The organism is Asticcacaulis tiandongensis, assembly GCF_006475605.1.
Lineage (GTDB): Bacteria > Pseudomonadota > Alphaproteobacteria > Caulobacterales > Caulobacteraceae > Asticcacaulis > Asticcacaulis tiandongensis.
Map to the genome: position 1 here is coordinate 1 of NZ_SSBC01000005.1, position 13,148 is coordinate 13,148.

9 protein-coding genes, 1 tRNA gene and 1 pseudogene are annotated in these 13,148 nt (G+C 52.1%); 2 read left to right on the top strand and 9 right to left on the bottom strand.

The window, feature by feature from the left end; genetic code table 11:
- Positions 1–49 precede the first annotated feature (49 nt).
- Positions 50–126 (top strand) — tRNA-Met (locus E5201_RS03840).
- Here the strand turns inward: E5201_RS03840 and E5201_RS15105 are convergent.
- From E5201_RS15105 to E5201_RS03870, 6 genes are all read right to left on the bottom strand, one after another.
- On the bottom strand, positions 83–1,756 hold the full coding sequence (locus tag E5201_RS15105) for a recombinase family protein (protein WP_140984708.1): 1,674 nt from the start codon (positions 1,754–1,756) through the stop codon (positions 83–85). The genes E5201_RS03840 and E5201_RS15105 overlap by 44 nt on opposite strands.
- A gap of 19 nt (positions 1,757–1,775) precedes the next feature.
- Positions 1,776–2,861 (bottom strand): tyrosine-type recombinase/integrase, encoded by a 1,086-nt coding sequence (locus E5201_RS03850; RefSeq protein ID WP_140984701.1) that lies wholly within the window; start codon positions 2,859–2,861, stop codon positions 1,776–1,778.
- A 344-nt stretch (positions 2,862–3,205) separates the two neighbouring features.
- Positions 3,206–4,654, bottom strand: coding sequence for a hypothetical protein (locus E5201_RS03855; protein ID WP_140984702.1), 1,449 nt, complete (start codon positions 4,652–4,654; stop codon positions 3,206–3,208).
- A 187-nt stretch (positions 4,655–4,841) separates the two neighbouring features.
- A complete protein-coding gene (locus tag E5201_RS15110) occupies positions 4,842–5,027 on the bottom strand; it encodes a helix-turn-helix domain-containing protein (RefSeq protein WP_140984703.1) in 186 nt (61 codons plus the stop codon).
- Between the two features lie 321 nt (positions 5,028–5,348).
- The gene (locus E5201_RS03865; RefSeq protein WP_140984704.1) at positions 5,349–5,882 is read right to left on the bottom strand and encodes a hypothetical protein; all 534 of its coding nucleotides are present in this window, start codon (positions 5,880–5,882) and stop codon (positions 5,349–5,351) included.
- 166 nt (positions 5,883–6,048) lie between these two features.
- Positions 6,049–6,285 (bottom strand): helix-turn-helix domain-containing protein, encoded by a 237-nt coding sequence (locus E5201_RS03870; RefSeq protein ID WP_246050388.1) that lies wholly within the window; start codon positions 6,283–6,285, stop codon positions 6,049–6,051.
- 457 nt (positions 6,286–6,742) lie between these two features.
- On the opposite strand from E5201_RS03870, the gene E5201_RS03875 reads away from it, so the two are divergent.
- Positions 6,743–7,144 carry a hypothetical protein gene (locus E5201_RS03875; RefSeq protein WP_140984705.1) on the top strand — a complete coding sequence of 134 codons (402 nt, stop codon included), beginning with the start codon at positions 6,743–6,745 and terminating at the stop codon, positions 7,142–7,144.
- A gap of 732 nt (positions 7,145–7,876) precedes the next feature.
- Here the strand turns inward: E5201_RS03875 and E5201_RS03880 are convergent.
- From E5201_RS03880 to E5201_RS03890, 3 genes and pseudogenes are all read right to left on the bottom strand, one after another.
- Positions 7,877–8,638 (bottom strand): annotated as a pseudogene (locus tag E5201_RS03880) (IS5 family transposase).
- 110 nt (positions 8,639–8,748) lie between these two features.
- A complete protein-coding gene (locus E5201_RS03885; RefSeq protein WP_140984706.1) occupies positions 8,749–10,890 on the bottom strand; it encodes a two-component system response regulator in 2,142 nt (713 codons plus the stop codon).
- 16 nt (positions 10,891–10,906) lie between these two features.
- Positions 10,907–12,820 (bottom strand): sensor histidine kinase, encoded by a 1,914-nt coding sequence (locus E5201_RS03890; protein WP_140984707.1) that lies wholly within the window; start codon positions 12,818–12,820, stop codon positions 10,907–10,909.
- Positions 12,821–13,148 lie beyond the last annotated feature (328 nt).

Consider the following 13,148-nt stretch of genomic DNA (forward strand, 5'->3'; position numbering starts at 1 on the left):
GAAAACCAAAAACATAACCGGGCAGCGCTCTCAAACCGGTTACAAGTGTCGCGGGGTGGAGCAGCCCGGTAGCTCGTCAGGCTCATAACCTGAAGGTCGTCAGTTCAAATCTGGCCCCCGCAACCATCGTTAACGAATGCGCCCCGTTCCCCTCCGAGCGGGGTTTTTTGTTGCCCAAATCTGATCCTGAATCCGACAGTGACATGATCGACCCCAACTCACCAACCAACTCAATCCGAAGACCACCCTCGCCATCCGGCGTAAGGCAGATCGTCTCGATCAGGCTGCGTAAAAGTTCAACCGCTTCGTGCCGCGTGGCCTCGTCCGCATTAAGCGCCTGCGTCAGGTCAGCCACTTTGCGGCGGTAAAGCGCACTTAAGTTAGGATGAAGCCGCAGGGGCTCTTCCTCGCCAAGCAGGCTCAGTTCGTCTCGGATGGCTGATTGGCGTGCCTCCAGTTCGGCCATCTTCGCCTTCATAGATGAATGGTACATGCCATCGGCTATAGCCTCAACCATCTGGGCTATGGACTGCTCAATCTTTGATAGTTCCGCCTCACGCATTTGCCGAAGGGCCAACTCGCTTTGTCTGGATTTGTTATATTCCCGCTGAAACTCTTCGACGAAAGCCGCAATCAGGTCAGGGTGAAGCAACTTATCGCGTAAACCACCGAGTACGCGTTCCTCTAAAACCTCACGTCGGATTGTGTGTCGGTTATCACAGTTGCCCTTATTACGTGCGGCCGCGCAGCCATAGTGACGTGTGCCCACCAATGTATATGACGCGCCACAACGCCCGCAGGTCATCAGGCCGGACAGTAGGTAACGGGCTCGGCGTGCGCGCTCAGGCTTGGTCGTGCGCCCTTCTTCACTAATGGTGCGTCGCGTATCCCATTGGCGGTGTTTGACGGCCTCCCATAAGGACTGATCAATGATCCGCAGGTCAGGAACGCTATGGGTGACCCATTCAGCTTCAGGGTTCGGGCGCGCCTGCCGTTTGCCTATTGCCGGATCCTTGATGAAGCGCTGACGGTTCCAGATCAGCTTACCAATATAGAGTTCGTTATTCAGAATGCCCGTGCCACGCCGCCAGTTTCCATAGATGGTGGAACTACCCCAGGCCGTACCTGCTGGCCCCACGATACCTTCACTGTTAAGCCTGGTGGCAATGCTGCGCGGGCTATACCCATCCGCATACATCTGGAATATCCGCTGTACGATGGGCGCCTGTGCTTCATCAATGACGCGCTCGCCGGTCGTAAAGGTACCATCAGGCAGGAACTGGCGCAGAATACTATAGCCGTACGACAACCCGCTGGCGGCCTTGCCTTCACGGATACGTCCCTCCAGGCCCCTGTGAGTCTTCTGAGCGAGGTCCTTTAGGAAGAGCGCTGACATCGTGCCCTTAAGGCCGATGTGCAGCTCAGAAATCTCGCCTTCCGCTACGGTGATAATGGGGATGCCAAGGTAACGCAATTGCTTGTGCAGGGCGGCAATATGCTCCTGATCACGCGACAGACGATCAAGCCCCTCGGCGACAAGCACGTCAAAAAGGCCCTGGCGCGCATCGATCATCATAGACTGATAACCAGGCCGCATATGTGTGCTGCCGCTTAACCCCTGATCAGCGTAAAGCCTGGTCGCTGTCCAGTTGTGTGCATCAATGAGGCGATGACAGGTGCGCCTCTGATCTTCTATGGAGGCTTCACGCTGCAGATCGGAAGAATAGCGGGCGTAGATCGCGGCGCGCATGATCATCAGTCTCCCTTAGTGACTATTATCGCCTACACCGGCGTCTGGTGGGTTTCTTTTTATGACCTTCGCAACGCAGGTCGCGAAGTACGTTCTGAAATTTACGGCTGACACCCACGGATGTGGCACGATTGTAATGCCTTTCGGCCATTCGCAGCGTCGCATGACCCAGAATATCCCGGATGATGCCGACATGCTCAGGCGCATAGGTGGCAATGGAGGTCGCGGCTATATGTCGGAAGGCGTGCGGCCTAAGGGTGAGTCCAAAGGTGCGCTGTGTCAATAGGGCGAGGCCTGAGGTAAAGCTATCTATAGACAGGGGATTGCCCTTCTGACTTATCCAGAGCGCATCAGCTTTCTGACCTTGCAATAGAATGGGGCGATAGGTTTCGAGATAAAGCCGTATATAGGGCTCAAGAGGTATCGGTAGCGGAATACGCCGCGCCCTCTTGTCCTTCATGTCCTTGGCGTCAAAGCAGAGCATCGTGGCATGATCGGACAATAGGACATGGTTATGGACCGTCATTGCCATTAAAGCACGAACCCTGACGGGGCGACTGATGAGCAAACCCACCATCAATGCCTGACGGAAGTGCGTCGCGTTGGTAGTGGAATCTGACCGTGGATTGTCCGCGATCCGCTGGAGGGTGAATAGGCTCCAGTTAAACAGATCGGCCGCTGTAAGAGGGAGTGGGGGCTTTAACGCGTAGGGATGAGATTGATCATATAATGACCGCGCGGCATTGAAGAGCCAGACCCAGTTTCTCTCGGGGGCAAAGCCCTTCATGACTACAGCGAGCGATAAAATCTGATTGGAGACAGAGCGCAGCTTAAGGCGTTGTCTACCTTCATCAATAAATGCGCTTACGGCGTCTTGGTTTACATGTTCGATTGGATGTGCCTCTGCAAGATTAGGCTGAGTGCGCCGGATGAAGGAGAGCCAGCTACCGTAATTCTGGGCATGATACTTACGGGTTCCTTCAGACCAGGCTAGAAACACGCCGCCCTCACTGAAAAGGCCGCCCGAAGCGAAAGCCTGTTCCCAAAGGGCCTGATCCGTTTTTGGCCAGTCTGGAAACTTAAGGATAAGTGGAACAGTAGATATGGTCATTTCCACCGCCCTTTATCGGCCATGTAAGGACTTAAAACGTCTGCATAAAGTTTGAAGGCGGCCTTATTCGAAGCAGGAGCGTAAAATGCTGTTGTCGTCTCCATCTTCGAATGTCCCACGAGACGGCGGACGTCTTCATAGTGGCCGGGGTGGGCCTCAAGATAGACATAGGCACTGAAATGGCGGAACAAATGGGCGTTCATAACTAGCCCGGTTTCCCGAAAAATCCGCTGTTTGATTAACCCGCCAAAATAACTGGGTGTACGTGGGGCGCCTGAGGCTGAGGGGAACATCCAGCCTTCGGATGGGTCGCCGACATGCTTGCGATAATGTGTGAGGTATTTTTATACCACTGTCGCGTAAGGGCCTTCGATAGCCGCATCGATGGCCATGCGGCCCTTGGTCTTGTCGGCCGGGACATGGATATTTATGGTGACTGCCTTGCCTTTCCTGACCACAGTGAAATCCTCGGAAAAACGCAAACCGGCCAGATTTTTTACGCGCATGGGGCAGCAGAGCAGGATAGCGATTGCGGCGGCAGTCATCGCGTCGAGTGCTGCCGAACGACGGCTCCGCGCATTGCTGGCCTTGCTGATTAGATTCATGGGCAGATTGACCAGACGGACAATGTTTTCACGTTGTGCAAACTGGTCCATACGTGTCTGGCTCTTACACGACATGGTGCGCATATTAGTCCCCAGTTGGTCGCCGATCTTTTTCTGGGCAAGGGCAATCTTGCGTAGGACGGTAGCGTCGAGCTTGAGATAATAGCGGGCGATCGCCATCAATGTAGAAATGATATTGCCTAAACCCGTTGGAATCTGACCGTTATGCCGTTGCACCATGTGGCCAAATGCGCATTCGATTACCTCTAGATCGACGACGTTGGAGAGCGTTTTAAAGTGCGCCTTTTGGTGGCCTGCCTCGACGGCCGCATGTAGAAACTGCCGGATATGCGCCTTGATATTACGTAAGCTCGTCGACCGTAACGGACGCCGGGGGCCATCATCGGAAAATAGGTCGGGGTCTCTCAAGCGCTTCAGATAAGATTCGATGTCAGCGACCAGGGATGGCGGATAATCCTCGAGCGGACGTGTGCAAAAACGTGTGCCTGAGGCTGTCGTCAGTAACGGAATGGGTAGGCATCCGCATTTAATAATGACATTGAAAGATACAGCCGTCTGCTTCACGATCTTATTTGGATCATTGGTTAAAAGGCGCTTTTCCAACCAGTGTCGAAATCCTCGTACGGTGTCATCGGTTACATCTACCGGGCTGATATTTCGATGGCTACAATAGCGAGAGAAGCGAGACAGAAACCACGCCTGATGTTTCTTGGCTGCTTGTCCCAGAAAGGTCGCCCAATCGAGGTTCGGCGGGCAGGGGGGATCAGAAGGCGGGGTAACGCCGGAAACTTCTAAGGCGGCAGTGAGATCAGCGCGAATATTGGCCAGGCGCTTCTGACTGATCCTGCCCTGTGCGGGATGCAAGGTGACAATCAGGTTACGTAAGGTCGAAACATCGGCGGGGAGAGCGTACGGCGGTTGTCCTATCAGACGGGCAATGCTGTTGCAGGCCGAAATCAGATCGCGCTTACGACTGGCCGGCAGGGCTTGGTTAAGTGGAATAAGACTAATGACATCTGCTAGTGTTTTGGGTTTGATGCACTTAGGTGTAGAAACGATTTCTGTTGTAGGCAATGTACCCGGAAGTTGCTGATCGATCTGAGGTTTATCACTGACCAGTGCGTCAGGTGGGGGACTGTTATGTTTGTGTTTTATAATGATCGCCATAATAACGGCTCCTTTTCATAGGGTTGAAATGGGCAATAAGGGATAGGGGAGAGCACCAGGGGACGGCTGGTGACAGGAGGGGGAAATCGGGAAAAAATAACCGCTAATTTCAAACCGGAATTGGCGTATATATTTTCCCGTTAAGTGGAATTTACCTGTCAGATCAGGACATTACAGGACAGGAATGTCAGCGTGATTTGTGCCTGCTTATGAATGTCTGAAGGTCATCTTCTGTAATCCGCCACAGACGACCGAACCTGTACGCCTTCAGTTCACCAGAGGTGATCATGCGCCTCACAGTGCGTGTGCTTAATGCGAGTATCTCGGCGACTTCATCAAGAGATAACAGCTTGGGCTGTTCATTGCGTATCATTTGGAAAAACCTCCTTATCCATGTCTGCGGCTTTTGCAGATAGTTCGGACATGAGTTCCCGGACGGCCTGACGCGCAAGGATGTGCAAAAGTGCAATTAATTGCACTTTTGCCTCAGCCCCATTGACGGGGACCTTCTTCTTCCTTGTGGTATTCAGCCTTGAGGGCATTGTCCGTACCTAATCAGCGAACGCACTTGAAAAGTGCGTGTGTCTGATAAGGATAGGCGAGATTATTTATGATGAAAGGCCTTTGCCTAGAACCGGGCCTGGACTTATACCAGTATAAAATATAGGGTTTTTAATTAAATGATTTTATTGGCTTAATTTTCTTTCGCCTTGCTCAGCTTTACCAGTTGCCGTGTCATGTTCACAAGCGCCTGCTCTTTGTGGATTAAGCCGCGCCCGTATTTGGCGGCACCATATTGAAGGGCGACTTTTTCAAATCTATCGTAATCGGCTTTTGATAAATAAAGGGTCAGTACACGTGCGTTAGGTACGGGGTCGTCCCCGTTGAGAATAGCTTCAAGCTCATGTGCCGTATGTTTTTCTGCAAGGGTTAATAGGTCATTGCAGTTTTTGACTGATAGGTGAGGGCCTATCATCTGCAATTTGGTCCAACCGATACCTAACAGACGATCGTCTTTTATGCCGAGGGGGGCAAATTGTCTTTCAATCTGTATGAGGTAGTAAGCCTTACGAGTTCCAAGGCGAGAGAGTTTTATAACCTGTTCAACTAAATCGGGAGCGTAATCCTGAACCTCCTTTAACAGGCGACCAATTTCGAGAAAATTTCCACCGCCATTTTGTAAAATTTCTTCAGCGATTTCAGTTGGATTAAGCGGCTTCTTGTTCATATTGAACTCCTGTGCAAGTGGAGTTTATACCTTGGCTTAAGAGCGATGGAGTGCAAGATTTTGTATTCTAAGCACAGCTTAAATGTGTAAGTTTGCAATTGATTGCAATTTCAGGCTTCCTCTAATCGGGTTTCCTTTACATTATAATGTGCCACATCTTCGCAGCCTAACGGCGTAATAACTCAAGGGCATCGATGTCCAACACCAGTGCGATCCGCTCTACGACATCCAGCGTTGGGTTCTTTCTACCACGCTCGATTTCCCCAACATAGCTATAAGCTAAGCCCACCTCATGCGCTAAAGCTTCAAGGGTAATACCCTTTTCGGCCCGTACTCGACGGACGTTGACTCCAAATGTTTCAGCCATGCGCATGAACGCATACGGCAACGGAATCTTAACCACTTGCCAGTCACTATAGTGACTATTACGATATATGGGAGCGGGATCCTAATGAAACGAATAAGTAGCCGTGTCTTGAAGAAGGGGGGCGTAGTTTTTGCGGTCGCTATACCACTGATCACTGGGTGTGCGACCAAGAATTATCCGGTAGAGGGCTATATGATGCCTGCGGAAGCCGAGGCACTTACCTGCCGGGAGTTATATTTGAAGCAGGTCGAGGCTCAGGGGGTTCGTGATAAGATTCAGGATACTGCGAACACTAACTGGCGTTCAGTTGCCGCTTTTCTGAATGACTATGGCATCGGAAACCTCATGGCTCGTAAAGATGCGGATAGGGCGATCACACAGAGGATTAATCAGATTACATCAGCGCAAGCCAGAAAGGGCTGCTACGGTGCGTTTGTAGATGAATCCACGTGGCATAGGGTGCCTTCCAACCGTAGGCGTTAGGGGGCGGGCGATGAGAAAAGGTGTCTTTCGCTTTGTCGTCATTGCAGCACTGATTTCATGTGGAGCAAGAGTTGATGCGCAGTCGTCTAAGGTCATACCTACGGCAGAGGAAATTAGTGACGCACGTGCGATCATCGAAGACGAGTTTGTTCACCCCGATAGTGTAATATATAGGGACGTTACCGTGACACGCACGACCCATGCCCTGATCTTCTGTGGTGAGGTGGACGCGAAAAATGAGTTAGGGGATTATGCGGGTTTTGTTCCATTCGTACTGTTTGGAATGGATTTGAAAATATTCGATGGCCCACCTGGCCTCAAACCCCTGTTCAAGCAGAATGTCATGTACATCTGTAATAGTGGTTTACGATGGTCAGTGGATGGGTTTGAAAGCACCCGCCCGCGACGTTAGTTTTAATGATCTAAAAGCATGCTTAGAGACTGCAGAACGAGGATTCGGTTTTGATCTGCCATTTGGCGTTCTGGTAATGGCCCAAACGGGTCGTTGTGCCGTTTCGCGCGAGCTACAAGAGCGGACATTGATAAACCTCCCTTTTTTCTCAGACAGTTTGGGTCAGGAGTCGAATTCGGGATTTATCGCCGCCGTAAGAGCTACTACGAATTCTTGCGCGGCGTTCGGCCAGTTATATGTTTGACGCAGGGTGTTTCGACGTTCCGAAGCCAGCGCGAACGCGGCTTCTCGGTCCGATAGACTTGCGTGCACCTTGAGATGCCACATCTCAATTGCTGGGCCTTCTGTAGTGTCTGTCCTGGAGGAGCGCCTTTCGAGTCTCGACGCCCTCGTGGCGCAGAACGCATTGGGCGCGGGTGTCGTTGTGCCGGAGATAGGGCGGGCTCTCGGCGCATTCGCTGAAGGCAGCTATGGCGTTTGCGCATCTATACTGGAATCTGTTGCGCCAGACGTGGTGCGGATTGGTGGAAGCGCAGCGCAGCGTGAGGTGTTCGAAGATACCTTGCTGGCTGCCTACATGCGTTCGGGTGAAGTTAAAAAAGCTCTGCATTTACTCGATAAACGACTGCACCGACGCCCGTCGCCACGGGATGCCCGTTGGCGTAAGGAGGTGGTGGCCGGCATCCCCTCATGACCGAGAGGTTTCACTCTCTTCAGTTCTAGGCCGTAGACTCATAAAGCTTTAATCCAGATGCGCGTAGCGACGATTTTGATGGCCGCCAGGAAATTGAGCGGGTTTTTATCGTATCGTGTTGCAATGCCTCTGAACTGCTTGAGTTTGTTGAAGAAGCGCTCGACGAGATTTCTCTGCCTGTAGACCCAACCGCTAAAAGCGAAGCGTGTCTTGCGATTAGTTTTAGCCGGAATATTGGCCCAAGCCTTCTTTTCTTCGGCCATAGTGCGCAAGGCATTGGTATCATATACCTTGTCGGCTAACAGGATAGTGTCCTCCCTTAGCGCTGTCAGCATAGGCAGGCTCATCTGGCAGTCATTGACCTGTCCTGCTATCAGATCATGGGCAATCGGGCGACCTTCGGCATCGACAACCGCATGAATTTTGGTGGTCAATCCGCCACGGGAACGTCCCATGCAGCCATCGTCAAAGCCCCCTTTTTTGCCGTGGCACCGTGTTGGTGTACCCGGACACAAGAGGAGTCGATCATGATGATGTCCCCGTCGAAGCTTTTTGATATATCAGCTAAAATCCGATCCCAGACCCCCGCCTTGCGCCACCGGACAATGCGATTGTAGCAAGTGGTCGATGGCATATCGTTCCGGTACATCTGCCCACGGCGAACCTGTGCGAAACCGCCACAATATGCCATTGATCACTCGCCGGTCATCAACGCGTGGAACGCCGCGCGGCTTGTTTGGCAATAACGGCTCAATAATTGCCCGTTCGGTTTCGGTCAGTTCATAGCGACGACGTGTCATGAATAAGGCTCCCAATTCATTGGAAGCCTTGAATCACACCCATACGAAATTGGAAATCCTGTTTATGAGTTCACGGCCTAGTGACTGGAATCTTGGGATTACAAGCCAATTCAAGCGCGGCGTACCGCTGGTGCTTCTGTGCTAGGTACAGGGTAAACATCGCCAGACAACATAGCCGCCACGCCATCCGGATGTATGGCTTGACTGAAAAGAAAGCCTTGTATTTCGGCACACTCTTTGTGTCGCAAGTGATCGAGCTGATCCAATGTTTCAACACCTTCTGCGATACAATTAAGCCCAAGCTGACGCGCCAGATCAAGTATGCTCTGGACAATAGCAGCGGTACTGGTGTCATTGACAATATCTCGCACGAAAGACCGGTCGATCTTGATGCGATCAAGCGGATAGCGCTTCAGATAGCTTAGGGATGACCAGCCAGTGCCGAAATCATCGAGCGAAAGCTGTACCCCGAGTGCCTTAAGGTCTGTCATGGTTTTTAACGCCGCTTCATTATCATCCAGCGTCAGACTTTCGGTCAGCTCAAGCTCAAGCCATTCCGCTCCCAGACCGGTTTCAGCGAGCGCCTCCCGTACGACGCTTGTGATGTCACACCGATAGAACTGCTGAGCAGACAGATTCACGGCAACCCGTACCTTTGGTAGTCCCTGAACTTGCCAATCGGCGTTCTGAGCGCAGGCGTTGCGCAGTACCCAGCGCCCTACCTCGACCATCTGGCCGTGTTCTTCGAGCAGAGGGATAAACAGCCCCGGCTCAATCATCCCTTCTGTCGGATGTTGCCAGCGCAACAGTGCCTCAAAACCGGTAATGGATAATTTTTCGATCGAGAACTGCGGCTGATAGTGCAGGATAAACTCGCCGCGCTCGCATGCCCCATGCAGATCGTTGGAGAGGGTGTGCCAGCGGTCAGCCGCCATACTGAGGTCGTGACTGAACAGACGATACTGACCACGCCCTTTTTTCTTAGCTTGGTACATCGCCGTATCGGCGGCCTGAAGCAGGGCGGCAGGTGTGTCGCCGTCACCCGGATAAATACTTATGCCGATGCTGGTGGCAATCCTGAGATTATGGCCATGTATGTGCATCACAGGTTTGAAGCAGTCCAGTATCCTTCGGGCCAGCTCTTCGGCATCGGCCGCACTGCTTATACCCGTGGCGGCAATAACGAATTCGTCACCGCCCAGACGTGCCGGTGTGTCTGTCTCGCGAAGGACACTACGCAATCTTTTGGCGACTTCTTCAAGCAGGGCATCGCCGACGAGGTGGCCCAGACTGTCATTAATATGCTTGAAGTGATCGAGGTCGAGCAGCAAAAGCGCCAATTGACCTTCATGGCGGCGGATATGCGCCATGGATTGCCCCAACCGGTCCATCAGCAGGCTGCGGTTGGGTAGACCCGTCAGGGAATCATGCAGGGCCAGATAACGGACGCGGGCTTCCGCCTCTTTCCGCGCGCGAATATCACGGAAACTGCATTGGGCAAGCTGACGCGTACCGGCATTATAGGTGGTGCCGACAACCTCAACGCTGATATCCGTGCCTTCCGGCCTCTGCCATGACCAGTCCTCCCAGCGCGCCGCTCCCTGAGTGGTCAGGGTACCGAAAATCTCTGTGCCCAGACCAGATGTATAGCCGTCAAGAACCTCCGTGACCTTGCAGCCCCTGAGATCGTCTGCCTGTCCACCGAGCATTTCAGTGTATCGTGTATTGACGTCATGGATCACGCCGCTTTCGACATCAAACACAAGTATGCCATCACCGGCAGTTTCAAACAGACGTCGATGACGCAATTCGGACTCGCGCAGAGAGGCTTCGACCAGTTGACGCGCCCGCACCTCGACTTTCAATGCGGATTGGGTCTGGTGCAGAGTGAGATGCGTTCGTACTCGGGCCAGCAATTCGGTAATCTGAAACGGTTTGGTGACATAATCCACTCCTCCGGCGCTGAACGCCGCGATCTTGCTATCTAGATCCGTCAGGGCCGTCATGAAGATTACCGGCACATCGAGTGTTTCAGGGCGCAACTTCAGCCGACGGCAGGTTTCAAAACCATCTATCTCCGGCATCATGACATCAAGCAGGATCAAATCTGGTTTTATGTAGCTGACGCGTTCAAGCGCCTCCAGCCCGCCCAGAGCCACGAGAACCTCATAGTCCTGAATTTCCAGATGTTCGACGACGACGCCAATATTTAAGGGGTTGTCGTCGACAACAAGAATCGTGGGTTTACGCATAATATGTACCACAGCCTCAGACGGCTGTCCTTTCCTGAGCATATTGTTCAATCAATCGTAATACGGCCGGAGACTGATAACTGGCCGCCAGCGCATCAAGGCGTGACGCGAAAGCGTGATATTCCTGGCCCTTCGCGATAATGATCGGAATTTCCTTACGAATAGCCCTGAGATTACCCGCCCGCGCCAACTCAAGCAGACGCATCATCTGCTCTGCGTCGGGTACAATCAGGGGCGCGTGATTTTCAGCTTTGGGCGACAGAGCCTGACTGTCATCAGATGTTTGCGGCAATTCATCCACCGCAAGTTCAAACCTTGCGTCCATTCGGAAACGGCTGCCCTGACCAAGCTGGCTTTCAACCGAAATCTTGCCGCCCATCATCACAGCGATCTGATGGGTAATGCTCAGGCCAAGACCTGTTCCGCTGCTTCGATCAATGGCATTGCCTGATTGCACAAACGGACGGAAAATCTCGTCCAGATGGTCGCGATGGATGCCAATGCCGGTGTCGGTAACTTCAAAGCAGAGGCGAACATGATCCCGATGAATATCCCGAGCCGACACCTTAAGGTTCACGGCGCCCTCCAGGGTAAACTTGATGGCATTACTGAGGAGATTGATCAAAATCTGGCGCACACGTTTTTGGTCTGCCACGACAAATCTTGGGACGTCGTCAGCGATATGTGTGACAAACTGCAAGCCTTTTTCCTCGGCGCGAAGCCGGATCATTTGGCCAACATTAAGGACACACGCATGGAGGTCAAAGCGTACCGGAACAAGTTCTAGCCGACCGGCCTCTACCTTTGCAATGTCGAGAATATCGGTGATCATAGCCAGAAGGTGTTCGCCGCTATGATGGATTGTGTTGACGGCCGCAATCTGATTAATCGTCAGTTTTTCATTTTGAAGCAGCTGCGTATAACCCAGTATAGCATTCAAAGGCGTGCGCAATTCATGACTCATATTGGCGAGAAAACGTGATTTAGCTGCACTTGAGGCTTCAGCTGCGGCGTGGGCCTTGGCAAGGGCTGCGGCTTCATTGGCCTGCCTGCGCTGACGGGCCTCGTAGGTGCGACGCATATAAAAAAATCGGAACACTAGAAAGGCACCGGTGGCCACAAGCCATATACCCAGGATGATGAGGTACCAGTGGGCTGTAGAAATGGTCATGCCGCTAAAAGAAAAGCGCTTTACCGAAACATCAAAACGGCCAGACGGGGTAATGCTACCGGATCCGAGCGCAACCGACGCTACCTGATCAAATCTTACGGGCACCTCGTCTCTTGAAAGGTTTTGTTCCAGCAACCACCACTCTTCAACTACAAACTGGCTGGCTTTGATATGTATTGTATTGTTGCCTTGAACCACGATAAATTCAGCAACCATCGGGATAGTGTCCCTGTCTTTGACACGGTCTTTCAAAGCCGGGGGGACCGTGGACTGTATTAACAGCCGCATATGATCGCCTACGCCATTATAGGTCAGATCCAGACGGATATCGCTGTATTTGGAGTAATCAACCCCCTTATTGTTCTCTAACCCATCTGTCTGCATGCCATAACCGCAAAAGGGGTGCTGTATTTCAGCGCCCAGGTGGCAGGTCCAGTTGAAGGGCTTTTTCAGATCGTGAATAACGGATGTGGTTCCGCCTTCATGCTGATCATCATATGTAAAAGGATAATATTGTAACGAACGTTCAGCCAGATCAATTTCCTGGCTGGTGAAACCTTCCTGCCCAAGAACAGCGGCGAAGGTTAGTACAATAAGTAGGAAAATCGTAGCTTCGAATTTTAGGTTCGATAGGTTTACCCATGCTCCACGCGTTCGTGATGCTGACCCTGGCACATCGGCGGTGGCGATAGAACCGGGGGCCGACGGAGGAGCAGGTAACGGTTTAATCTCGGGCGGGGGAGGGGGTTGATGGCTCACAGATGAACTCTACCTGACTTACGCGATACTTGGCCTGTTTTTTTACAGGTGAAAGTGCGGTATAATATAGGGTAATGGTTATTAAGCTGTTTTCATCTGAAATAATTTATTCTTCGAGGTCATAGTTGTGGGAGGTGCTTAATTACCTTTGACAGCATTATCTCTGCTTCACCGACTATACTGCTGATTGAACTGCGCCGAGTTTGCCGGAGACCCCAACTCGTGAGAAGTAGGGTCTATGACAAGCAAGACGACAAACAAATTTTCCCCTGAAGTGCGCGTCCGCGCCGTTCGAATGGTGGTCGAGCACGAAGCTGAACATCCTTCC